Origin of the sequence: Anoxybacteroides voinovskiense (assembly GCF_014196205.1) — a bacterium.
Taxonomy (GTDB): domain Bacteria; phylum Bacillota; class Bacilli; order Bacillales; family Anoxybacillaceae; genus Anoxybacteroides; species Anoxybacteroides voinovskiense.
In genome coordinates this window covers 1-23,899 of record NZ_JACIDE010000016.1, presented here as the reverse complement: position 1 = coordinate 23,899, position 23,899 = coordinate 1, and the positions used below count along the sequence as shown (strand labels likewise).

The 23,899-nt window shown below is 42.3% G+C and carries 24 protein-coding genes, 1 pseudogene and 1 riboswitch; of the genes and pseudogenes, 6 read left to right on the top strand and 19 right to left on the bottom strand.

Annotation, left to right across the window (positions count from 1 at the left end):
• The first annotated feature begins 51 nt into the window (after window positions 1-51).
• Window positions 52-963, top strand: coding sequence for a YIEGIA domain-containing protein (locus tag GGR02_RS11080; RefSeq protein ID WP_183184882.1), 912 nt, complete (start codon window positions 52-54; stop codon window positions 961-963).
• 3 nt (window positions 964-966) lie between these two features.
• Window positions 967-1,173 carry a capping complex subunit for YIEGIA gene (locus GGR02_RS11075; RefSeq protein WP_183184880.1) on the top strand — a complete coding sequence of 69 codons (207 nt, stop codon included), beginning with the start codon at window positions 967-969 and terminating at the stop codon, window positions 1,171-1,173.
• Window positions 1,174-1,356: 183 nt separating this feature from the next.
• Here the strand turns inward: GGR02_RS11075 and GGR02_RS11070 are convergent, their stop codons facing one another.
• The 9 genes from GGR02_RS11070 to GGR02_RS11030 form a co-directional block, all read right to left on the bottom strand.
• Window positions 1,357-1,980 (bottom strand): HoxN/HupN/NixA family nickel/cobalt transporter, encoded by a 624-nt coding sequence (locus tag GGR02_RS11070; protein ID WP_183184878.1) that lies wholly within the window; start codon window positions 1,978-1,980, stop codon window positions 1,357-1,359.
• 27 nt (window positions 1,981-2,007) lie between these two features.
• Window positions 2,008-2,628: an FMN-binding negative transcriptional regulator gene (locus GGR02_RS11065; RefSeq protein ID WP_183184876.1), complete on the bottom strand. Its 621-nt coding sequence runs from the start codon at window positions 2,626-2,628 to the stop codon at window positions 2,008-2,010.
• Between the two features lie 381 nt (window positions 2,629-3,009).
• Window positions 3,010-4,701: a glycoside hydrolase family 13 protein gene (locus tag GGR02_RS11060; protein ID WP_183184874.1), complete on the bottom strand. Its 1,692-nt coding sequence runs from the start codon at window positions 4,699-4,701 to the stop codon at window positions 3,010-3,012.
• 29 nt (window positions 4,702-4,730) lie between these two features.
• Window positions 4,731-6,248, bottom strand: coding sequence for a glycoside hydrolase family 32 protein (locus tag GGR02_RS11055; protein WP_229706188.1), 1,518 nt, complete (start codon window positions 6,246-6,248; stop codon window positions 4,731-4,733).
• On the bottom strand, window positions 6,232-7,059 hold the full coding sequence (locus tag GGR02_RS11050) for a carbohydrate ABC transporter permease (RefSeq protein WP_183184872.1): 828 nt from the start codon (window positions 7,057-7,059) through the stop codon (window positions 6,232-6,234). The genes GGR02_RS11055 and GGR02_RS11050 overlap by 17 nt, the downstream gene beginning before the upstream one ends.
• Window positions 7,059-7,940: a carbohydrate ABC transporter permease gene (locus tag GGR02_RS11045; protein ID WP_183184871.1), complete on the bottom strand. Its 882-nt coding sequence runs from the start codon at window positions 7,938-7,940 to the stop codon at window positions 7,059-7,061. The genes GGR02_RS11050 and GGR02_RS11045 overlap by 1 nt, the downstream gene beginning before the upstream one ends.
• A gap of 72 nt (window positions 7,941-8,012) precedes the next feature.
• Window positions 8,013-9,332 carry an ABC transporter substrate-binding protein gene (locus GGR02_RS11040; RefSeq protein ID WP_221210817.1) on the bottom strand — a complete coding sequence of 440 codons (1,320 nt, stop codon included), beginning with the start codon at window positions 9,330-9,332 and terminating at the stop codon, window positions 8,013-8,015.
• A gap of 161 nt (window positions 9,333-9,493) precedes the next feature.
• Window positions 9,494-10,471, bottom strand: coding sequence for a LacI family DNA-binding transcriptional regulator (locus GGR02_RS11035; RefSeq protein WP_183184869.1), 978 nt, complete (start codon window positions 10,469-10,471; stop codon window positions 9,494-9,496).
• A gap of 142 nt (window positions 10,472-10,613) precedes the next feature.
• The gene (locus GGR02_RS11030; RefSeq protein ID WP_183184867.1) at window positions 10,614-11,474 is read right to left on the bottom strand and encodes an amidase; all 861 of its coding nucleotides are present in this window, start codon (window positions 11,472-11,474) and stop codon (window positions 10,614-10,616) included.
• 138 nt (window positions 11,475-11,612) lie between these two features.
• Here GGR02_RS11030 and GGR02_RS11025 point away from each other — a divergent pair, with 138 nt between their 5' ends.
• Entirely contained in the window at window positions 11,613-12,323 is a 711-nt protein-coding gene (locus tag GGR02_RS11025) for a polysaccharide deacetylase family protein (protein WP_183184865.1), read from the top strand.
• Here GGR02_RS11025 and crcB (GGR02_RS11020) read toward each other — a convergent pair.
• Together crcB (GGR02_RS11020) and crcB (GGR02_RS11015) are read right to left on the bottom strand one after the other, a co-directional pair.
• On the bottom strand, window positions 12,312-12,668 hold the full coding sequence (crcB, locus tag GGR02_RS11020; protein WP_183184957.1) for a fluoride efflux transporter CrcB: 357 nt from the start codon (window positions 12,666-12,668) through the stop codon (window positions 12,312-12,314). The two genes, GGR02_RS11025 and crcB (GGR02_RS11020), sit on opposite strands and share 12 nt — an antisense overlap.
• The gene (gene crcB / locus GGR02_RS11015; protein ID WP_183184863.1) at window positions 12,665-13,051 is read right to left on the bottom strand and encodes a fluoride efflux transporter CrcB; all 387 of its coding nucleotides are present in this window, start codon (window positions 13,049-13,051) and stop codon (window positions 12,665-12,667) included. The genes crcB (GGR02_RS11020) and crcB (GGR02_RS11015) overlap by 4 nt, the downstream gene beginning before the upstream one ends.
• A 50-nt stretch (window positions 13,052-13,101) precedes the next feature.
• A riboswitch (Fluoride riboswitch) is annotated at window positions 13,102-13,161 on the bottom strand.
• Window positions 13,162-13,410: 249 nt separating this feature from the next.
• Between crcB (GGR02_RS11015) and GGR02_RS11010 the strand changes: the two genes are divergently transcribed.
• Window positions 13,411-13,551: a hypothetical protein gene (locus GGR02_RS11010; RefSeq protein ID WP_169806997.1), complete on the top strand. Its 141-nt coding sequence runs from the start codon at window positions 13,411-13,413 to the stop codon at window positions 13,549-13,551.
• A gap of 115 nt (window positions 13,552-13,666) precedes the next feature.
• Here GGR02_RS11010 and GGR02_RS11005 read toward each other — a convergent pair whose 3' ends face one another.
• From GGR02_RS11005 to GGR02_RS10980, 6 genes are all read right to left on the bottom strand, one after another.
• Entirely contained in the window at window positions 13,667-13,999 is a 333-nt protein-coding gene (locus GGR02_RS11005; protein ID WP_183184861.1) for a type II toxin-antitoxin system RelE/ParE family toxin, read from the bottom strand.
• Window positions 13,989-14,390, bottom strand: coding sequence for an AbrB/MazE/SpoVT family DNA-binding domain-containing protein (locus GGR02_RS11000; protein ID WP_306415781.1), 402 nt, complete (start codon window positions 14,388-14,390; stop codon window positions 13,989-13,991). Before GGR02_RS11000 ends, GGR02_RS11005 begins: the two co-directional genes overlap by 11 nt.
• A 117-nt stretch (window positions 14,391-14,507) precedes the next feature.
• Window positions 14,508-15,212, bottom strand: coding sequence for an ABC transporter ATP-binding protein (locus GGR02_RS10995; protein ID WP_183184859.1), 705 nt, complete (start codon window positions 15,210-15,212; stop codon window positions 14,508-14,510).
• Window positions 15,209-16,018 carry an ABC transporter permease gene (locus GGR02_RS10990; protein WP_183184857.1) on the bottom strand — a complete coding sequence of 270 codons (810 nt, stop codon included), beginning with the start codon at window positions 16,016-16,018 and terminating at the stop codon, window positions 15,209-15,211. The genes GGR02_RS10995 and GGR02_RS10990 overlap by 4 nt, the downstream gene beginning before the upstream one ends.
• A 37-nt stretch (window positions 16,019-16,055) precedes the next feature.
• Window positions 16,056-16,574, bottom strand: a complete 519-nt coding sequence (locus tag GGR02_RS10985; RefSeq protein ID WP_229706189.1) for a nitrous oxide reductase accessory protein NosL — start codon at window positions 16,572-16,574, stop codon at window positions 16,056-16,058.
• The gene (locus tag GGR02_RS10980) at window positions 16,574-17,830 is read right to left on the bottom strand and encodes a right-handed parallel beta-helix repeat-containing protein (RefSeq protein WP_183184856.1); all 1,257 of its coding nucleotides are present in this window, start codon (window positions 17,828-17,830) and stop codon (window positions 16,574-16,576) included. The genes GGR02_RS10985 and GGR02_RS10980 overlap by 1 nt, the downstream gene beginning before the upstream one ends.
• 213 nt (window positions 17,831-18,043) lie before the next feature.
• Here GGR02_RS10980 and GGR02_RS10975 point away from each other — a divergent pair, with 213 nt between their 5' ends.
• On the top strand, window positions 18,044-18,415 hold the full coding sequence (locus GGR02_RS10975) for a rhodanese-like domain-containing protein (protein ID WP_183184854.1): 372 nt from the start codon (window positions 18,044-18,046) through the stop codon (window positions 18,413-18,415).
• Between the two features lie 209 nt (window positions 18,416-18,624).
• Here GGR02_RS10975 and GGR02_RS10970 read toward each other — a convergent pair whose 3' ends face one another.
• Together GGR02_RS10970 and GGR02_RS10965 are read right to left on the bottom strand one after the other, a co-directional pair.
• On the bottom strand, window positions 18,625-21,963 hold the full coding sequence (locus GGR02_RS10970; protein WP_183184852.1) for a glycosyltransferase: 3,339 nt from the start codon (window positions 21,961-21,963) through the stop codon (window positions 18,625-18,627).
• A 291-nt stretch (window positions 21,964-22,254) separates the two neighbouring features.
• Complete coding sequence (locus GGR02_RS10965; RefSeq protein ID WP_183184850.1) at window positions 22,255-23,583, bottom strand: APC family permease; 1,329 nt, start codon at window positions 23,581-23,583, stop codon at window positions 22,255-22,257.
• Window positions 23,584-23,730: 147 nt separating this feature from the next.
• Between GGR02_RS10965 and GGR02_RS10960 the strand changes: the two are divergent.
• Window positions 23,731-23,899, top strand: a pseudogene (locus GGR02_RS10960) (MerR family transcriptional regulator); the annotation flags it as partial.

The window sequence follows — 23,899 nt, the reverse complement described above, 5'->3', positions numbered from 1 at the left end:
TTTTACTAAGTTAGCCAAATTAAGAAAAAACTTTTCATCAGGTGACTAATTATGAAAGAAAACATTATTTCAACTGACCATCTGATCATCATCGTGACAGCTACTATTGTCGGAACAATGGCCCGAGCTTTAACCATTAAAGAAGATTTTAGACAATATCCCACTTATCCTAATGGATATTTAATACATCTAGTGACCGGTTTTGTTGCCGCTTCGTTAGGAGCAGTCGCTATCCCAGCCCTTATGACGAAAAATTTTGTCGCTGTTACTTTTTTGGCTTTAGCAATACAACAGTTTCGAGATGTTAGAAAAGCAGAAAAAGAAAGTTTGAAGGATTTAGAAAATACGGAGTCTGCTTATCGTGGTGATGCCTATATCGACGGGATTGCCAAGACATTTGAGGCACGTAATTACTTTGCCTTAATCGTTTCCTTTACAACCGCATTAACAATCCAGTTGGTCGATAGTAAATTCATATCGATCAATATCATGTCAGGAACAATAACAGGGCTTATCGTCCTTTATGTAATAAAGCGTTTTTCCAAAGGAAAAGTGCTTGGTGATATTGCTGACGTTAAAGAAGGAAAAATAGAAGTCAGAGAGTCGGAGCTTTTTGTCGACGGTATTTTTGTTTCCAATCTCCTTGGTACCGAAAACGCCGCAAATATGTTTCAAAAAGAAGGGCTAGCCGTTGTCATTATTCCACGTGAAGAACATTTTAGAATTGCTTTAGACCATTATGGTCAAAGGCAGGCAGCCTTATTCGAAGCAACTCGATCGGTTGGAGTAAAACGTTATCACTTTACACGAAAAGAGTACGAAAAAGGAAAAATTGTTATCACATTAGTCCCGATTATCAAAGATGTTAACAAACTGATCGAAGCAGTAAAAAAAACACCCGTTCTCGAGAGTGTAAAAAAGAGCCATTCCGTAATGGATACAAACTTATTTGGGAGGGAATAGCGGATGGGACGTGAATCATCAGAACGACCTACCTACACAATATTAGCCATTATCACTTTAAAGAAAGAACGAATTTTAGGTGGGAGCCAGCTAGCGTTGTGGGCGGAGAATGAGGAACAACAAAAAACGATGACACAAGATATCGCAAAAGCAATGAAGGCAGATGTGGTAAAAATGAAAAACGGCGATTACCTTATCATCAGGGTTTAAATCGACATCTATGACGCCAAAAAAGTACATCACCCGCGGAAGGATGAAAACGCCCCTTGCCAAAATATTTCCTTGCCGCTGGGTGCTAGATCAATGATGAATAAACTAGTTCCAATTGGTTTTTATTGGTGAATCAACACGCTGAACTTGCTCAATGCTTGTCGTTTCGAACCTTGCAAACGATTAAACAATGATTTCACTACTTATGCGATACATGTAATATAAACCATATACGATACTAATCAACGAAACGGCTTTGATGGTGAACTGGTAAACTATTTGTTTACGTTTCATCCAAATAAATGGTAAACCGAGAAATGTCGTAAACAGCATCATTCCCATAATCGTTCCGACGCCAAATATCAATATAAATAGTACTGCTTGCAACCGTGTATCGACAGTCGTTAACGCCAAAAGCACCATTCCGGCGCTGCCGGCTAACCCGTGAACAATGCCAATCATCGTCGATTTTAGATGGAAATGACGCATGCTCACGTCTTTTTTATAAGAGCGATTTGCCGAGCGAAAACTCGTAATCCCTAAAACGACAATCATCACTCCGACGGCTAGTTCCAGCCACATCGCTGCGGTTTCCGGTATTTGTTGTTCCAGCCCGATGACGATCATTCCGACGACAAATAATGTGGTGGTGTGGCCAATTCCCCAAAAAATCCCCGCAAGCGACGAAAGCGAAAGCTTCCTTGTGCGGCTGGCAATCGTTGATACAGCAATGACATGATCCGGTTCTGTCGCATGTTTGAGCCCTAAAATAAATCCAAAAAGCAATGTCGGCCATACGGTGGTCACTAATGTTTATCCTCCCTTTTAGAACCTCTACTCTTTCATTCCATCTAAAATATTTTGTTCCATAAGCGCTGCGATTTCTTTCGAATGGTAGTGATCGACCGTTTTCAACCCTTTGATCAAGTTTTTCTGCCTTTGAATCGAATGGTTTTGGCTCAGTTTCCATTTTCCTTCAATTTTTTGGATGTTGATTTTGAAACAAACCGTTCCTTCCATTAGATGTTCGGTAAAGTCGTCAAATTCTACTTTCCAAGGAGTTGGCATCGATGATTCGTAAAAATCGACGGTTTTTTCTAGAAGATGTTTCATCATTTCTTTGTCGTCGATTAACTGAAATGTTCCGTAAACATGGACGGCTACATAATTCCAAGTCGGAACGGTATTTGGTTCGTGATACCAAGTAGGTGAAATATACGCATGCGGACCTTGGAAAACGACAAGCACTTCTTTGTTGTGTAAGTCCTCCCACTGAGGATTTTGCTTCGCCATATGACTCCATAACGCATGATTATTTTCCTCTAACAGAAATGGCAAATGGGTCGCAAACGGTTGACCGTCCACCGTCGAAAATAAAATTCCAAAACTATTTGCTTTAATAAATTGTACGATTTTGTCCTCGTCATCTACTTGAAAAACTTTCGGTGTGTACATAGCAATCCCCTCCATTTGTGCTTACACTTATATGTTACAACATATGCGCACAAATTTCTCGGAAAATTCTCCAAAAATAACAAACGCGAACAGCGCGAGGCACTGTTCGCGAATCTTCGCAAATTTACATTTCCATAGAGTTAGCGATTTGCATCTCAGATTCATGTTCTTTGCTTTCCATTTCTATCTCTTCTTTCCCTGTGGCTGTCATATCATACTTTTCAGGGGAACGCGCCACCTTGATTAACGCAAATACAACAAAAAGCTCATACTACATAATTACATACACACATTTATCAAAAATATATACTCCCTTTCTTACCTTTAAAAAAGAGACCCGCACTGCAGCGCCTCTTTTTGGATTGTACACACAGATGTTACTTAATTCCCCAATACATACACCCTCGCCTCATATGGACGCAGCGTGATTGTGCGAATATCGCCCTCACTGCTTACGTCATAGTTGCTAAGGAGTAAAGAATGTGTTTGATACGTGATATTCGCTGGCAATTCGAATAAAGGCGTATCGTTTGTAAAATTACATATGACAAGGAGCTTCTCTTCCCCTAACGTGCGAGTAAACGCATAAATTTGTTCGTCCTCTGCTACAATTAAATCATATGCGCCGTACACAATGATATCGTGTTGTTTCCGCAATTGAATGAGTTTTTGATAGTAATAAAAAATAGAATTCGGATCCTTTAATGCCGCTTCGACGTTAATGTCTGTATAATTCGGATTGACGTCAATCCATGGGGTGCCCGTTGTAAATCCCGCATTCGGTTCGCTTGACCATTGTACCGGTGTGCGAGCATTGTCTCGGCTTCGTTCATAAATCGCGGCCATCATTTCTTCATGCGTCATCTTTCCGCCACCGACTAATTCTTTGTAAGCATTTAACGTTTCAATGTCCCGATAATCGTCCAATTTCGGGAATTTGACGTTCGTCATGCCAATTTCTTCTCCTTGGTAAATATATGGAGTGCCTTGATGCATATGTAAGCATGTTGCCAACATTTTCGCAGACTGCACGCGATACTTGCCATCATCGCCAAAGCGAGAAACCGCGCGCGGCTGGTCATGGTTGCTCCAATACAGGCTGTTCCAACCATCCTTCGCCAGTCCGTACTGCCAATGGGCAAAGATTTTTTTTAACTCTGTCAGTTTCCATTCTCCTAGAGACCATTTTCCATACAATCCGTCTCCTAAACTCACATGTTCAAAATGAAACACCATTTGCAATTCATTCCGAGATTCCCCTGTGTACAGCTTCGCTTCTTCCACGTTCACACCTGGCATTTCTCCAACGGTAATGATATCGTACTTGGATAGGACTTCGCGGTTCATCTCTTGCAAATAATCATGCACTTTTGACCCGTTGAAATAATACGGACTACCGTCACCATATTGATGGCCAGGCTTCACTTCGCCATCTGGGAGCCCCTCGACTTTTGAAATCATATTGATGACATCCATGCGGAATCCATCGACCCCTTTATCGAGCCACCAACGCATCATATCGTAAATTTCTTTCCGCACGTTCGCGTTTTCCCAATTCAAATCCGGCTGTTTTTTGCTAAATAAGTGGAGATAATATTCTCCAGTCGTTTCATCGTATTCCCAAGCTGAACCGCCAAACGCAGCTCCCCAGTTGTTCGGTGGCTCTCCATTTGGTTTTCCTGGCCGCCAAATATAATAATCGCGAAACGGATTGTTCTCCTTTGATTTTCTTGATTCGATAAACCAAATATGCTCATCAGACGTATGATTGACAACTAAGTCCATCATAATCTTTATCCCGCGCTTATGCGCTTCTTCTAACAATTCATCAAAATCACGAAGCGTGCCAAACTCTTTCATAATATTTTGGTAATCGCTAATGTCATACCCGTTATCATCATTCGGCGATTGGTACACCGGTGACAACCAGATGACATCGATTCCTAACGTTTGTAAATAGTCTAATTTCGAAATGATGCCTTGCAAATCCCCGATGCCGTCACCGTTGCTATCCATAAAACTGCGCGGATAAATTTGATACACAACGGCTTCTTTCCACCATTGTCTCTTCATCATTTTCCCCTCACATGATAAAATCTTTCCTATCCCCAAATATCTTTCAATTTCCACGCATCGACGGAAAGGACAGTCACGTCCCCACCTTCTGTGAACAATTCGATTCCTTGGCTCGTTTCCGATGGGTAAACTCTTCCAGTCATGGCAAGACGCCCGTCGTTGACAAATAGTTCAACAGAAGAACGGTCAATGAAGAAATGAAACGTGACGACGTCTTCTTTCTTATCCAATGCAGCTCGACGAATGCCACCCTCTCCTTTTCCGGAACGGTTTCGGTCAAACGTCACGATGGAGTCTCCTGTATCATAGCGGAAGATCGTTTCTTCGCTTCCATCACCCGAGCAACGCACTTTCACCCCAAATGCGTTCCCTTGAAAATCGGCTAATGAAAAACGAACGAGCAACTCGAGTCGATCGCCCTTAACTGGAAGTGTGTACGTTCCGTCATTTACTGAGATCGATTCCAGCTTCGTATGCTCTTCGCGCAATAACTGCAATTCCGGCACCGGCTTCATCAACAGTTTCTCATCATCCGTCAAGTCCAAAAGACGCGGAATCGTTAACGCGCCGGCCCATCCATGTGATTGCGTCGGCATTTGTGACTCCCACATATCCATCCAGCCGAACAAAATGCGTCGTCCTTTTTCATCTTCAAACGTTTGCGCGGCGTAAAAATCAAACCCTTTATCGAGCTCTTCAAACGCTCCGTGCGCTAGTTTTCCCGTTTCATAATCGAGCGTTCCGACAAGGTAGCCGGTTTGATGAAGATTTTGAAAGCGATCGCCGGCCGGCTCGATCCCTTGCGGGGAAAATAGCAAGATATCTTTGCCGTTCAAGTGGAATACATCTGGACACTCCCACATGTATCCTAAACTACCATCGCTTTGTGCAAGGATGTTGACATATTCCCAATGACGCAGATCTTTCGACTTGTATAAAACGACTTTTCCGTTATTCCCCTCTCTTGTCCCGAGTACCATATACCAATCCTCGCCATGTTTCCACACTTTCGGGTCGCGAATATGGCCTTGGCACTCAAACGGCGGTTCAGCTAAAACAGGGTTCGCTTTGTCCTTTTCAAAATGAACACCGTCTTTGCTTGTCGCGATGCATTGATATTGCTTTAATTCTGTTTGTTCTTCATTTAGCCAAACGTTTCCGGTGTAAATAAGTGTGAGCATTCCATGATCATTCACCGCGCTTCCAGAGAAACAACCACCTTCGTCGTACCATTCGCTCGGCGCAAGCGCAATCGGTACACGCTCCCAATGCACAAGGTCGTTACTTTTCACATGCCCCCAATGCATCGGTCCCCATTTGGGGCTATCCGGATGAAACTGATAAAACACATGGTACTCCCCGTTCCATTGAATCAGTCCGTTCGGGTCGTTCATCCAGTGTACCGGTGCCATAATATGGTATGCTAGTCGGTATGTCCCGTCCATTTTTTCTTTTGCTCGTTGTACTCGTGTTTCTGCTTCCTTTACCATTTCCTCGTGTCTAGACAATGCAACCAACCTTTCTACATCATTTAATCGAACCATTCATAACTCCTTGAATAATGTGTCTTTGTGTGAATAAGTAAACGATGATTACCGGTATAATCGTCACTACTAACCCCGCCATTAATAATCCGTAATCAACAGAATATGTCCCGAAAAAGTAGAACGTAGACAGCGGCAGCGTCCGCTCTTCCGGCTTAATTAAAACAAGGGACGGCAATAAAAAGTCGTTCCAAATCCAAAGAACGTTTAAAATCACAATCGTCATCGTTGTTGGCTTTAATAACGGAAACACTACTTGAAAAAAGATTTGCAAGCGCGACGCCCCGTCAATCATCGCCGCCTCTTCTAATTCTAACGGAATGCTCTTAATTAATCCATGATAAATAAAAACAGCTAGCGATGCCCCAAACCCGATATACATATAAATCAATGCCCACTTGCTATTTAAAAACCCTATCGACCCATAAATTTGCACAAGTGGGATCATAATCGCTTGGAACGGAATGATCATGGAAGCGACCATTAAGAAAAACAAAAACTTATTTAGCTTATTTTGCACGCGAACAAACACATAAGCAGTCATTGCTGAAAAAATAGTAATTAGCGCCACGCTAAATACGGTAATGATAAGCGAGTTCATAAAGCTATGGGCAAAATTCATTTTCTCCATCGCGCTGAAATAGTTTGCTAAATTAAATGATTTAGGCATAGACAACGGATTGGAAATAATCTCTGTTCGCTCTTTTAACGAATTCAATACGACTAATATAAAGGGGAGAATATATAAACAGAAAAAAATGACTAAAACAATATAACGAACGAACTTCGTTAAGGTTTTGGATACGTTCATCACGCTTCAACCTCCCGCTTCTTGCTCACATACACTTGAATCAGTGTAACAATGGCTACAATGAGAAACAAAACAAACGCCTCTGCTTGTCCGGCTCCGTACTTTTGTGATAAAAATGCTTTTTGATACACATACATCGACACAAGCTGTGTGCTCTTGTACGGGCCTCCGTTCGTTAACGCAATATTTAAATCGTACACCATAAACCCTCTTTGAAGCGATAAAAACACGCAAACAATAAACGATGGAACCATTAGCGGTAAAATAATTTTCCGCAGCCGAACAAATGCGTTCGCACCGTCGATGCTTGCTGCTTCTAACAATTCTTTAGGAATATTCATTAATCCCGCTATATAAATGACCATCATGTAGCCAGAATATTGCCAAGTTGTCACAATGACAAGCGTCCAAAACGCTTTGTCCGGATCTGCCAACCATGAAGAAGAGAAAATGCCGATTTTAAAATGTTCGCCGATGTAAACAAGCACGTTCGAGAAAATGAACTGCCAAAGAAACCCAAGGATAATTCCGCCGATTAAGTTAGGAGTAAAAAAACCTGCGCGGAATAAATTTTTGGCGCGAATTTCCGTCGTCAACATATATGCTAAAAAGAATCCGACGACATTAATCAAAATAACCGTTAATAGTACGTATTTCATCGTTTTATATAACGATGTCCAAAACGCAGCGTCATCTAGCACCGCTAAATAGTTCTTCATTCCGACAAACGAGTGACTTGTTGAAACCCCGTCCCAGTTAGTGAACGTCAAATAAATCCCATATAAAAACGGCAAAATAACGACAGTAAAAAAAGCAAACAATGTCGGTCCTGAGAACAAAAGCTGAACTTTTAATCTGTCAAAAAATTTTTGGCTGGACATGCGTTGTCATCTCCTCGCTAAAAGTTGTGGAATAACGGCTAAGCACGTTATTCCACATAAACTAACACTCTATTATTGTTGTGATTTCCAGTAACCTTCAATTTGTTTCAACAATTGTTTTCGATCGATTTTATTGTCTAAATATTGCTGCATAAACGCACCAACTTGAGACCAATGGTCAGGTGGAAGTGTCACCATGGATCGAAGCGTTTTATTATTGTTCATATATGCTTTAATCGATTTTGCTAATGGATCTTGCGGCTCTAATGTAATATTTTTGAACGCTGGGATGATGTTCGCCTTATTGACTAAAAAGTCTTGCCCTTTTTCATTATATACTAGCCACTCTAAAAACTTTTTCGCTGCCGTCTGTTGTTCAGGAGAGTTTTGCTCTTTGTCAATGATCAAACGCTTCGTCACACCAACAGAGATTTGTGAGTTGCCGTAGTCATCTGGATTATCACTAATTGGCACTGGCAAGAAACCGTAGTTGCCGTTTGTTGTATCAAACCCTTTAATTTGCGGCCATGCCCAGTTCCCCATAAACCAAAGACCGACTTTCCCTTTTCCTAACAACTCTGGTCCTTGCTCATACGTTCCTGACATCGGGTCTTTTTTATTAACGTTATTTTCTTTTAATAAATCAAACGTATCTAATAGCCCGTTTAATTTTTCGTTTTTCGTCAAATCTTCTTTTCCTTCTTTAAGGTTTGTTAAAAACGCTTCCACTTCTTCAAACTTATTTGATTGTACGCTATAACCAATTGTTAAATAATGAGCCCCTAACGACCAATCCATTGGCGATTGCAAGTTGGAAGCTACTCCTGTTTTTTGAATTTTTTTGATTAGTTCTGCTAAGTCTTTTCTCGTTTTAATCGAAGCAGGGTCGAAATTTCCGCCTACTGCTTTATCAAGAACGGCTTTGTTATAAATTAAACCGTATCCTTCAACCGCAAACGGGAAGGCAAGAATCTTTCCATCTTCTGTCTTCGCATCATCTAAACTACCGTCAATAGCGTCTTTCACCCATTTTTCGTTTGATAAATCAAGCGCCTTATCGGCGAATTTTTTCACATCCCCAGGGTCTACCATCGAAATCGTTGGAGCGTTCCCTGCTGCATACATAGAGGAAACTTTCTCAAACGGGGATTGTCCTGCAGCTGCTGGGATGACTTCTAATGTCGTTCCAGGATTTTCTTTGCTAAATTCTTTTGCTGCTTCTTCCAATTGTGCTTGAATTTCCCCTTTCGAGTTGAGAAGGGTAATTTTCACTTCGGAGCTAGCCGTTTTCTTCCCGTCTGATGATTGGCCTTCCTTTGTAGAATTCCCACAACCTGATAACAATAAAGATAAAGATAGTACTGCAGCGGACATCATTTTAAGTTTTCGCAAATTAGCTCCCCCTCTTTTTAGAAATATTTGTACTTCTACCGTGATTATATTAAAGCGATTTCAATATGTCAATCGTTTGACATAAAAAATGTTAAACGATTGACATATCATCAAAAAAAGGTGTTGAAACGTTTATCGCTTTCAACACCTTCCTTACATCATCACGTCGTCAACCGTTCCATCAACTGCACTGGAAAGACATTTTCGCGTTCAAACGGCTCTTCGTTTACTTGTTTCACAATCAACTCCACCGCACATTTTGCCATCTCTTCAATCGGTTGGCGAATAGTCGTTAGCGGTGGGACAAATAACGACGCGAGCTTAATATCATCGTAACCAACAATTTTAATATGCTCAGGAATTCGTTTATTTAATAAGTAACATATTTGAATAACATATGCTGCCATGACATCACTACTCGCAAAAACACCATCGATATCAGGGTGTTTTTCTAACAAATTTCGAATCATCGTTTCATATTGAGTGATGTCGAAAACGTTCAATTCTGTCTCCACAATCACCGATTCAACCCCATGTTCTTTGCTTAATTCGATAAATGCTTGTGAGCGTTGATTAGCAAGCAATTGGAGCTGCAAGTTCCCGCTTATATGGGCAATTTTTTTGCATCCTTTTTGAATAAGCAAATTGGTAGCTAACTTCCCCCCACCGTAGTTATCGGAAGAAATATAAGGAATTTCTTCGCTAATACGTCGGTCAAATGTGACGATTGGATAATTTACGTTCATGTACTCTTCCACTTCTAGCGTGTGGCTCCCCATAATAATGCCGTCTACCCGATTGCTTTTGAGCATCTCGATATACTCTTTTTCTTTTTTTCGATCCAACAATGAGTTACAAATTAACACTTTATACCCGATTAAATGAGCATAATATTCAATAAAACCTGCTAACTCCCCGAAAAACGGATGAGATACGGTTGGGATAATGAGCCCTATTAACTTTGATTGTCGGCGATGCAAAGACCTTGCGATTTCATTTGGCTGATAGTTTAATTCTTCCATTGCCTGATATACTTTTTGGCGGGTTGCATCGCTAATATATCCGCGATTATTTAATACACGGGATACCGTCGTTACCGTAACACCCGCTAATCGCGCCACATCTTTAATCGTGGGCATACCCTTCCTCCTTGCTTTTACAGTAAATTCACAGAAAAAGAGCACCTCTTTCCTTACAAAACGAGATGGGGAAAGAAACGCTCACTATAAAAAGCATAGCATATCCAAAAACGCATATTCAATGCCAAGTGTGAAAACCTCTTCAATTTCTCATCTTCCCCCACGCTTCTACATGATGAACAGCGATGCCGGCGAAGCTAGGGGTGCGGTGGTAGTGGGCTTGAACCGCCGCAAGTTCCTTAGTCATATACGCTTCCCCTTCGTCAAAAAAAGAGACGTTGTCGCCTTCTGTCGTCGGTGCTGTTTCGACACCAATGACGACTTGTTTCCCGTATTGCTTTGCGATGTTCATCTCGTGTTTTACGACATCGATAATTGCCGCTGCGGTGTCGCGATACGCCATAACGGTCACACGGTCGGTTTGGGCAATCACCCAATCTGCTAAGCGCCCTTGCCCATATGCATTATGATAAAACACGTCATCATACCAAAACGGCACGTCCACTTCTAATGGCAACGATAAAGAAGCTGCTTGCTCTTTCGCCTGTAAAAGGAGCGCTTGATATGCCGCAATCGCCGTTGGTTGCTGTTTTGTCCAATGAGCATGCAAATACGGTTCGATGTCTAAATGAACGCCGGAAAACTTCTCTTCTTCGCTTACACTTCCGTTGTAATCAGCTACGAAGCGAAAAAAACGAGCAAGCTCCTCGGGATGTTCTATCCAGTTTGGCGCACCATCTAACGCATAGACGTGAATGCCTTTCGCCGTCGCGTCCCGAATAAACGCGCGATACACGTCCGCTGGCACTTCTTCATCGACTTGCAAATAAAGGTCGGTTCGTTGTTTTTGCTCAAGAAAAGCAAGGACGATGGCTTGTTGCTGCACAAGCAGCCACGGATTCCAAAGCCATGTCGCCTGAATCATAGGACGAGACACCGCTTCAGAACGAACCGCTCCTACCATAAAAATAAAAAGACAGATAGCTGCCGCTGCTTTTTTCACACTATTCTCTCCCTACAAAAAATAAACCGCTTTTCTCCATTATACTATTTTTTGACGGCTAAAAAACGAAAAACAGTGAATTTTGTTCCCGATTTTTTGGCATGCTATGCATGAATACATTACGAAAGGATAGTATATATGCTGCTTTTCTTTTTATCATTATCCATCGTCATTAGCTCCGTTTTTTCGGCTAACGAAACGAACAAAATAAACGAAATCGTCTGGGACGTCCCGACAACGAAAAAAGTCGTCGCGCTTACGTTTGACGACGGACCTGATGTCCTATATACGCCGCAAATTTTAGACATTTTAAAAGAACATCGCGCCAAAGCAACATTTTTTGTCGTTGGCTTTCGTGCGGAAAACTATCCTGACATTATCCAACGGCAAATAAAAGAAGGACATGAACTAGCGAACCATACATATAAGCATCTCGATTTCCGCGGCAAATCAACGGAAACGATTACGAACGAAATAAAAAAAACGGAAACGATTTTATACGAACTAACGAAAAAACGCCCAACGCTCTTTCGTCCGCCGCTCGGTTACTTCAACCAACGCGTAATGAAGGCCGCAACAAACGAAGGATACACGGTCGTCATGTGGTCGCGAGAGCAAGATACGTACGACTGGCAAAACCCCGGGACGCAAAAAATTGTCCGCCGCGTCGTTCAGCATATTCAACCAGGGCAAATTATTTTATTTCACGACCACGGAAGCGGAAGCCGCAAACAAACCGTTCAAGCGTTAAAAGAAATTTTGCCGATTTTAAAAGAAAAAGGCTATACGTTCGTCACCGTTTCCGAGCTATTAAAGCTTCACCCTGACTATCGCGATTTAAACTTGTGAGCCAAGCCAATAACCAACAAACGCAAACGATATGCCGAAACAATACGTCAACGCTAAATAAATCATAGCGCTTTTCGTTTCGCCACGAACAATCATTTGCACGTTCTCCCATTTAAACGTCGAAAACGTCGTAAACGCCCCCATAAAGCCCGTCCCAAGGAAAAGCTGCCAACTTTCCGCGGGGGCGCTCCCAACTAACAAGCCTAACAAAAACGACCCGAGCCAGTTGACAAGCAACGTGCCGATTGGAAACGATTTGGCGCGCGGAATAAACCATTGGCTAACGGCAAAACGGCAAATCGCCCCGAGGAAACCACCGCTAATAACAAATAGTACAGACATTATAAAGCCTCCTTTCGTGTCGTCTGTTTCGCGACTCGAAAACCGCTCCATGAACAAAGCAACCCACCAAACATACTAAGAAAAACATAGAGAAATGCCATTTTCCACGCATGGTGTTGCACAAGTTGCAAAAAATCGACGCTAAACGTCGAAAACGTCGTAAATGAACCGATCAAACCAGTCGCAATTCCTGTTTTCAGCCAAAGGGGAAACGATGGACGCGCCGACCATGTCGCAAACCAGCCAAGCAAAAACGAACCGACAAAGTTAACGACTAACGTCCCAAGCGGAAAGCCAAAAAACGATGCGGTCGGCAACAACACCCCGACATAATAGCGAAGCAGTGCCCCTAACATACCAGCAATGCCTACAACAACGTAAACCAATTCCTTTCCCTCCTAAATTTTCCTTAAAATGAATAAACCCCCACCAGTGTCAACTGGTAGGAGTCATCAGCCTTCCGGCAATTGCGGCGAACCCCATCGCCTATGTGAACGAAACCGCTTATATTTTATCATAATCGTTCAAGAAGTCATAGTCCCTTCCCCTTTGCGGTACGTTCTTTTGTCCGCCATGCTCCTGCAAAAAGTAGGTGATTTCCGAATTTTTGTTATTAATCTTATTGTATCCTACATGACAACTAGCAAACGAAATGATAAAAATAATTATATAACAGATATTGATTTTTATAATCTGTTATATTACAATACACATAACAACATTTTTATGGAAGGAGCCGATAAGGATGGAAATGTATACACAAGCGTATCAGCGGTATTTAGAAAAATGTAAGGAGTTTGGCATTCAAGCGATTGACCTTATTGAGTTTATTCGCACGTTAACGATCGAGCAAGTCGAGCATATGCTGCAAGGAGGCGCACGATGAACCAAACGGATGTCAACGTATAAATCCCCCATCCGCTCTAGCGAAAGAATTGGATGGGGGATTTCATTTTCACGCCGCTTAACCAAAATCTCCAGACGCTTTTAGGCAAGAGCGTTTATTTACGAGGCTTTGTTTTGCTCGTTCTCATATAACGTTTACGTTCATCATAGAAATTTTCCCGCGTTCCGGCTAAAATAACGACAATGACATTGCCATTCTCATCGTATTCAATGATATACGCAATTTCGTAGTTTATCCCTCGATGATAAATATCGTACCCGTACACTCCCGCTAAGTCCCCTGTCTTTCTCTTCCCTGCCTCTAACGGATGGAAAAGAATTTCCTGAAAAGCGGTATAAAACTTCTCTTGCAATTCTTTATGATGCTTTGTTAGTTTCTTAATCGCTTTTTCCGCTTTCGGAAGGATAGTTAAGCGATTATTCATCATCCTCGTGGAATAGCTCCTTTAACGTTTCCAACGTATACGTTTTCGCCTTCGGTCTTTCCTCGGAAACCAGCTTTTCTAACGCATGGGATAGTTGAGATTTACGATATTTAAACGATTCGTACAATTCTTCGCCTGTATACCCTTCGTTAATTAAATCTTTTAAAATAAGATCGGAAAAATCAACATGATCTTCACGTATCGGGCGAATAATGAGTTTATTATCGGCCAACTCGATTAACACTTCATCGCCAATGCCTAGCGCATCATAAAAGTCCTTTGGTATCGTAATTTGTTTTTTACTAGATACAGATATACGTCTTACGAATTTTTTCTTGCGATCAGGGACGTTGTCCATCGGTACTCGCTCCTCTACAACATGTTGTAGTACCATAGTATTCCCTCCTTTTGAAAAAAATACTTCAAAGAAACTTTACTTCTTTGTCTATATCATATCATTTCCATATAAAAAACAACGATTCCCCATCCGAAAATTGGGTGGGGAATTTTGTTATAGCTGCCGGTGCAATTTTAACAGCTGTAATACGGTTTCTTCTTTCCGGTGAGAGTCCGCTGGTTCGATTTGTTTGACGATTTCGCCGTTTTTCATAAACAGCACGCGGTCGCCTACTTCCGCCGCTACGTCCATCATATGCGTCGAGAAAACGATAATCGTCCCGTTTTTCTTCCTCTCTTTCAGAATATCGACAAACCGATCGACCCAAAACGGATCGAGGCCGTTCGTCGGCTCATCAAGAAGCAATAGTTTCGGCTCTCCTAGTAACGCTTGCCCGAATAATAAGCGCTGCCGCATCCCTTTCGATAAATGCTTGATCCATTCTTTTTTTTGCTTTTCCAGCCCGATGTCATGAAGCGTTTTTTCTATTTTTTCTGAAGACACGTACCGTAAAGACGCATAAAAAGACAAAAATTCTTGCACAGTCATCATTGGTGGCGCGTGGAAATCATCTGGCATATACCCGATTTGCGAAATGTATGCTTCACGGTTTTTTTGTAGCGACACGCCATGAAGCGCCACCGTACCAGCCGTCGGGGCAAGCACCCCTGCTAAAATATGAAGCAACGTGCTTTTTCCCGCTCCGTTTCCTCCGCATAATACAACGCACTCTCCGCTAGTTGCTTGAAGCGACACCGGCATGAGCGCATATTTCGTCTTATATGTTTTCGCCACCCCTGCTACATCAAGCGCTGTCATCTCACTTTCCTCCTCGCTAACTTCCGTGCCGCCATCATCCATAAGATGCATCCATACATAACCGCATACGTCATTAAGATTAAACCGAACCGCTTCTGCCATAGCCAAAGCAAATGGTCATACGCTTGCCCGAAAACAGCGCTACCACCTAGCTGTACGACAAATGCCACCCGCAATACTTCCGCTGGATTAAGAAGCGTCAAGCCTTGTAATAACGGGGCAATGAAGGGATATGGTACAACGTTTAGCACGGCAATTAACATCGTTGGCCAAATCATAATAAATAAAAACCAAATGCCAACCGATACGGTCAACGCCTGCCACCTTGTCGAAACGAACGAGCCAACCGCCAAGCCGAGCATAAGAAAAAAAGCGATTAACAATAGCGAAAAACTATATAGTGCCACCACCCATTTCAGCGGCAACACCGTGCCGCTCCATAAGCTAAGCACCAAACTAATGCCAAAACTAAGCGTAAACAAAATCACCTGCCCAAGCCATTGCCCGAGCCATTTTCCGGCTACATACGTTGCTGGCGGAAGCGGATACGTCCGTAACAGCCGCCACTGTCCACTCTCCATCTCCCCAGCAATCGCAAACGAACCGGCGATTAACATAAACAGCGGCAATAAATATAGCATCATATTCGCAATCGTCCCTGTCACGTTCGTATAACCAGCAAAATCGGTATTATTCCGCGCGATGAAAAACAGTAGCGACAGCACCACAGTCCATAATATAACGAACGAATACGAGGAATATTGCCGCATCATAAGCCGCCATTCCATTCGTGCGATACTTCGCATCATATCCCCTCCCGATAGAAAAAAGGACAACTGGCGCTCAGTTGCCCATATCGTCGCTATGCTCATCCATCTTCATCTTTCCGCTTTTCATTTTCATCATCATCTCTTTATTTCGTTCCCACGTATGGTCAGCTAGTTGATCATGTGTAAGAAGCGTGCCGCCATTTTTTTCGATAAATTGCTTCGCCTCTTTTTCGTCTTGAAACGAAATGACGTTGTACGCCATTGGCGTGCGAATGTTTTTGTCATACACATAGGTTGCCTTGTCTGCTTCTATCCAATCGCTCGTTTTATAATCACGAACAAACGTTGCGGTGATTGCCTCTTTTTTATGTTCGTGCATCCATTTATACATACAGCCAATGTCGTCAAACTTGAGCACTTTACCATTTTCTAAAATGAGTTCTGTCGCAAATTGGTCATTTCCGACCGCCATATGGCACGTGTCGCATTTGTCATTTTTTTCATCAATCGCTACCGGCTTTGCTTTTTGGCTACAACCAGCGATGACGAAAATAACGGCTGCTAAAATGGCGAAAACTGCTTTTCTTTTCACTATCGTTTCCTCCCTAACATTAATAAACTAATACTTCCTACTGCCATCGCCACGCTCATCATATACAATGGGCTTGTCGGTTGGGCGTGTTTTTTCTCTAAGACAAATTCTTTCATCCGCGGTGCTTGGTCGATGAGCACTTCTTTATCTGGGCTGCGCAACAGTTTTTGCAAAACAATCATGCTTGGCGCTTGGAAAAATAACTGGTATTCCGGCACATTGGTCGTAAGCGCTAAGAAAAATGGGTCAGCGCGATACGGGATGGCGCTAAACCCTTTGCCTGTGACATCGAGTTTCAGCGCGGCGTCCCAATAGTTATGGATGATCGTATTATTAGTGCTATGAATAGCTTGCGCATCGTGAACGTTGCCGACAAACGAATTGTCCGCTACGCGATTTTTCGTTGACGCATTCCACTGCATTCCGATAAAATTGCGGCGAATATCGTTTTCTAGCAGTTCGTTATAACGGGCGTTTTCGACATACATGCCGACACGATTCGCAACGATTTCGTTTCCTCTCACCACCGTTTCTGTCGCATCGTACAAAAGAAGCCCTTGGGAATGAACGTTGCGGTTATTTTCGCGAAACAAATTTTGTTCAATCGTCGTCCGTTTCGTCCCCATCACCATCGCACCCGCGATATTTTTTTCCGACACGTTTTTTCTTAATACAATCCCGTTTGAAAACATCACGTGAATGCCGTAGCGCGCATCGCGAATGTTGTTTTCGCTTAGTATATTTTCGTGGCTATTTTCCATGTAAATCCCGTCTTTTACATGACGAATCGTTGTGTCTTGGATATTGTTTTGCGACGATTCCCATAAGTCAATGCCGTTGCCGTTTTTCTTTCCTTGAATGACACAATGAACAATTGTTGTCCGGCGCGCCTTGTCAAGCTGAATGCCACGCTCGGTGGCGAATATATGCACACGTTCCATCGTATGATCATGCCCTGTGACATAAAGCGCTGCACGATCACTAGCATTGCCGCACTGCTCGATCGTCACATTCCGCAACACAACATGATGGCTAGAGATGGTCACAACCGGCGAACGACACGAGCGTATCGTCACTTTTCCAACTCCCTCTAACGTAAGCGGTTTCGCCAAGCGAAGCGATTCGTCATATACGCCACTAGCAAGCTTTACTACTCCATAAGCTGGCGTTTTGTCAATGGTAGCTTGCACCCCTTCTGCGCGTACCGATAACGGAAAAACAAGCGCGAAAAGCAGCACCCATCCTAACGTTCTCATCTCCCTCACCACCTTCTCGTGCTAACGATACCAAACAATCGTGTGAAGTTTGTGAAAGCGTTTTGTCGATTTTTTGACAACCAACTAACAGGAAGTGCAAAACTACTCAATTGAAGCAAAATGAAACATTATCGAGCTACTTGAATCGGAAGATGATCTTGTTTAAAATACATATATGGGTATATTTCAACAGGAAGGAGATCCCGAAGAAACATGAAATGGTGGACTGTTTTTTTATTTTTCACAGGACTACTGCTCGCTAGCTGTTCTGCAAATACAGGGTATACGAACGTGTCTGTAGCAGAAGCAAAAAAAATGATTGAAAAAAAAGAAGTGACAGTAATTGACGTTCGCACCGAAGAAGAGTTCGCTTCTGGGCATATCCCAAACGCGAAACTGCTCCCGCTCCAGCAGCTGCAAGACCGGCTCGGCGAACTCGATAAAAACCAAGCGTATTTAATCGTCTGCCGCTCAGGCAACCGTTCTGCCCAAGCAAGCGAAATACTAGCAAACGAAGGGTTTTCCGATATTTACAACATGACCGGTGGAATGAGCAAGTGGGATGGTGCGGTGGAGACGAAATAAGGATAATAAAACCTCTCTCCCCGCAAAGTATGATAGGAGAAATTCATTGATACAAGTGCATCTTTATTATTATTTTCTAGCAACAATCTTTTAAAGAGTTATATAGGTGCACTTTGGAGCTTTAACATTTTCCGTTTAGTATGGCTAAACAAAAGCTTTTCTGCCGATTCCGGCAGAAAAGCTAAGAATAGAACCATCCAAGCTAGTTTTTATTGGTTTTGTCCAAGCGATTGCGCGACACTGCCGAGTCGTTTTAGTTTGTTCCAACCTACCTCTATTCCTTGAATAGCAGAAAGTATAGATTTAATAACAACGTAAGTCATTAGCTGGCGATAAGCAAACCGTTGCACAATTAACCAAAGCAATGGTTTCGGATTTTCTCTTTCCAACCAAAAGGCAAAGAGCGATGCAAGCATGTCAATGACAAAGAATAAAAGATAAAATCCTAACACTTTTAACGGATGGCTACTAAACAATCCAATCACCATTAATATATCGGCAAACGGGGAAACGGATTGCGAAAAAAACTGGAATATCCACATATTTGGCAAAGCAATAAATCCTAAGGATTTATGCTTTACATTAAACAGCGCTTTTCGATGTTTCCATAAGCACTGTAACGTACCGTATGACCAGCGGTATCGCTGTTTAATGAGACTTTTGACATCTTCTGGCGATTCGGTATAGCCATACGCTTTATCTTCATAAACAATCCGATACCCTTGACGCAAAAGCGTTAAAGTAAGATCTGTGTCCTCTGCTAGTGTGTCTTCACTTAAATACCCCGCTTCTTTCACGAGCTGCTTTCGCCATGCTCCAATGGCGCCTGGCACAACTGTAATACAGTTCAACTCATCGAACGCTCTCCGCTCTAAATTAAAGCCGGTAATATATTCAATATGTTGCCATGTAGTTAATACATTTCGTCGGTTTCCTACTTTCACATTCCCCGACACAGCCGCGACATGAGGATCTGCAAAATGGCGAACCATTAAAGAAATTGTATTAGATGCAAGAATCGTATCCGCATCTAATGAAACGACGATATCCCCGCGCGCTTCTTGGAATCCTCGATTCACCGCGGACGATTTCCCGCCATTTTCTTTCTGGATTAAGCGAACGTTCGGGTACTCATTACTGATTTCTTGAACGACTTTTGCCGTACTGTCCCGTGAGCCATCATCTACAACAATCACTTCCAACTCTGGATAGTCACTGGCCAAAATCGAGCGAATCGCTTTACCAATGACCTTTTCTTCATTATAGGCCGCTATGACAACACTTACGAAAGGCTGGTAATCGGTGATAGAACGAGATGTATCCCTTCTTTTTTGCTTAAACGAAAAGTACATTAAAAATAAGAAACGGAAAATTCCTAGTCCAATCGTCACGTAAAAAATTGTTGTTAATATTTTTGTAAAATATTCCATTCCCGAAAAAACCGCTCGGTCATACGGCAGCCACGACGCATCATAGGAATAAACACTTGGCATTACATCCTCACGTTTTTTCCCTAATAGCTCAGAAATGGTGACAAAGCGATACCCATGCTCTTTCAAATCTTTAATAATCATCGGCAACGCTTCTACCGTATGCGTACGATCGCCTCCCGCATCATGAAGAAGAATCACGTTTCCTTCCCCGTTATATATAGGCGTAAGCACACGCTTTACTAGTTCGTTTGTTGCTGGCTGCGTCCAGTCTTCTGGGTCCACTTTTTCTCCAACCATAATATAATTCATCTTTTGCGCCCGCAAAATCGGTAATATTTCACTCGCTAAATAAGGCTCCGCATCCGCTTCATATGGTGGTCGAAACAAAACGGTAGAATGGCCAGTGATTTCTTGAATAAGCCGCTGGGTCGTGTTTAGTTCTAACTTTGTACGCAACGGGGACGTATAGGCAATGTTCGGATGCGTAAACGTATGATTGCCTACCTCATGCCCTTCGCTATACATTCTTTTAATAATATCAGGGTACTCCTCCGCATTTTCTCCGACGATAAAAAAGTCCGCTTTTACATCAAATTGTTTTAAGATGTCGAGAATTTCTGGCGTATATTTAGGATCTGGCCCGTCATCAAACGTTAAGACTACTTGTTTTCCTTTCGGCTGTCCGTATCGTTGAACTTCGTACGATGATGGAAAAGACTGATACACTTCATCGGTAAGGTACCCGTCTTTATCTACTTGAAATCCTCTTGAACCATTTCGGCCGACGTTTGTAATTCTTAAAATTTCTCCTTGTCCAGAATAGTTGACTCGGTCGGTGCTAGGAATTTTATGCAACAGGCTGATATGGCTTTGTATCTTTCCACAGTCCTTTAACAGATCCCACACCGTCGGATCTTCTGAGCCTAATCTCCAGATTGCAAATCCTTTCGTTCCATTCTCGAACGCCATTTTCATTCCGTTATAGAAAGTTACACTATCTAAAAACCAAACGATATGCTTGTCCTCTCCATCTTCATATTGAACATACGGGTTCCCGCTTAGTTTATCCCATTTAATTTTTAAATTAGAATCATGTGCCATCTCCATAATATCTGAAAAAGTTAAGGACGTAGCTGGAGCTTTGGCACCTGTCGTCCAATCATACCCATAGTTTCCGAGAGAAACAATGAGCTTTTCTGCAGGGATCGGTAAATGATCGAGCGTATGTTGAACCCAGTCAGCGGAAGCAATCGGCCCTGGCTCTCCCCCTGCATAATGTTCGTCATACATCATGACCATTAATCGATCTACTTCTTTGGATAATGCGCGATAATCAAAGGCACGATCATCCGCCGGCACATCTTGTGTTACGAGCAAATGGTGTTGATGAAACACATGAGCAAGCTCTTGCATAAATTTCGTGAATGCCTCTCGGTCTTTCTTAGGAATGGATTCAAAGTCAATATTAATACCTGCGAATTGGTTTGCCTCTATTTGTTTTTCTAAATCATCAATAAATTGCTTTTGTTTATCCACAGGGGCATGCAACAACCGATCGATAGTAGTGCCGTCTGGTCCAGCATCTTTTTGGGTAAAATTGTTAATTAACGGCATGATTTTTACATGATTTTCCTTTGCCAATTCCATAATATCAGGTTTAATCTCGCTAACAATCGTGAAATCTGTGTTCACATGGTACCATTCCGGCACTAATACCGTTAATGAACGAATATGCTCTTTTAACGAAGTCGTGCTATTTTCATCCCAGTTTACATAAAACCCATACACTTCATTAGGCGCACTGCCATCTCCTCTTTTTTTCCAATGGTTCAGATGATGAAAATGCTTAAACTTTTCTATTTTCAACTCTTCCTGTAGCTGCAAATAACTAAGTTTTTCGTCTATCGATATGATTTTTTTATATGCATTCGGAAATAGTTTTGCGTACGGAAGGTTTATCGGCGCAAAAACACTCTGAAAGAAAACGTAAAAAACAACGGCGGCAACAATAATTGCCAAGCAAAGAACGGATTTAAAAATTATCTTCCTCCTTCCTTTCGCATCATAAAAAATAAAGCGAGGCACTGTTTCTTGTCGGTGCATGTCCTTTTTCATCTGAGCTCCACTCCTTTTTCGGCAAAAATAACTAGCCTACTCAGCCATTCGTTTTGCCACACGTTCGTATAAAATAATCTTTACATCCTCGTGTATATCACTAACCAATGACGCGTATCAAGTAGGATTCATTCCGATTTGCTTAATATTTCATGAGAAATCCATCAACTAGATTTAATCTTTGTGTTGCGGTGCTTCAACCTCCTTCCTTGCCACAAAAATGATGGAAACAAACGGTTTTCATCATCTAATACAAAAAGGTTCAGACTCTCCGTCTGAACCTTTTTTCGGTTAGCTTGCTTTTTGGTTAGCTAGACTATGTTCCCTTTTTAACTTCCAATAGACCGGAATGCCGATGAGCATAATGCCGATTGAGAACAATGTGTCGATTGGGGAGTTGATGAGCGTGCTCACAATAATGTACGCTGTACCGACAATCGCAACGATCGGTGTGACTGGGTACAACGGAACTTTATATAAGTCGGCTGCTTGGCGCTGTTTGCGAAGCAAAAATACCGCGTAAAAAGACAATCCGTAAAAGAACAGCACCGCAAAAATTGCCATGTCCGTCAAGCGATCTGGATTCCAAAACACCATCATCAATAAAGCGATCGCTACTTGCATGACAGTCGCTCCGACTGGTGTCTTCCATGTCGGGTGAATGCGGGAAAAAATTTTCGCTACCGGAAGAAGCCCTCGTTCCGCCATCGCGAAAGGAACGCGCGGAAACGTAAGAATTTTTCCGTTTAAACAGCCAAAAATCGAGATTAAAATACCGATGGCTAAAATTTTTCCGCCAACTTCTCCAAACAAGATCGTCGCCGCCGTCGATGCCGCGTTTGGACCGAGCGCCACGATTTTTTGTGCAGGCAATACGTGAAGCAAGGCGATATTGACCGATAAATACGCAACGATAACGACTAAAAGCCCAGAAATAATCGCGCGCGGAAGGTTTTTCGCCGGATTTTTCATTTCCCCTGCCATAAATCCGACGTTCATCCAACCATCATACGCCCAAAGCGTCGCTAAAATCGCCGCGCCCATACTTATATGTTGCACACTGCCGCTTTCGACGTTAAACACCGCCGCATCGCCTTTCAAAAGCCCGAATATCGCAATGAGCGCAATCGGAATAAGTTTTCCAATCGTCGAAGCCGTTTGAATAAAGCCGCCCAAATGGGTGCCGAGAATATTTAACACCATAAGCAACAACACCGTAAAAATCCCGATGAGGACGCTGCTATTTTTCGGAAAATGAAAAAAGTCCGCAAGCAACGTCCCAAAATAAAGACCTAATGCACCAATGACTGCCGGGCCATAAACGATCGTTTGCACCCAGCCACATAAAAAGCCCCATGTCTTTCCGTAGATTTCTTCAATGTACGTGTACAATCCGCCGGTCTTTGGAATGTTGACGCTTACTTCCGCCATCGTCAATCCGCTTGCGAGAGTAATAATCCCACCGATCACCCAAGCGAAGAGCGCCAAATTGGAAGTACCGGTCGCAGACAAAACGACCCCCGGTTTCATAAAAATGCCGGAACCAATCACCGTCCCGATAACTAACGACGTCGAAACGAAAAAGCCAATATTTCGCTTTAATTGCATTTCTTTTTCCATCCTCTGTCCCCCTTGCGTGTACAAATGTATTTTTGTATGGATAATAAAATTAACCAAATAAATAAAAATAATTAAAAATTTTTATAAAAATAGTTATTTTTGATCTGGCAATATGTTATCATCATATTGCGAAAGGTGGTGATTCCAATAAAAGCAAAAGAAGTATTAGAATTGCTTCAACTATCAAGACCTACTTTAACAAAATACGTTAAAGAAGGGGTAATCAAAGTAAATATTCTACCTAATGGTAGATATGATTATGATAAAGATAGTGTGTATAAGTTGTTCAACAAAGGGGTAGAAAGAAAAACTTATA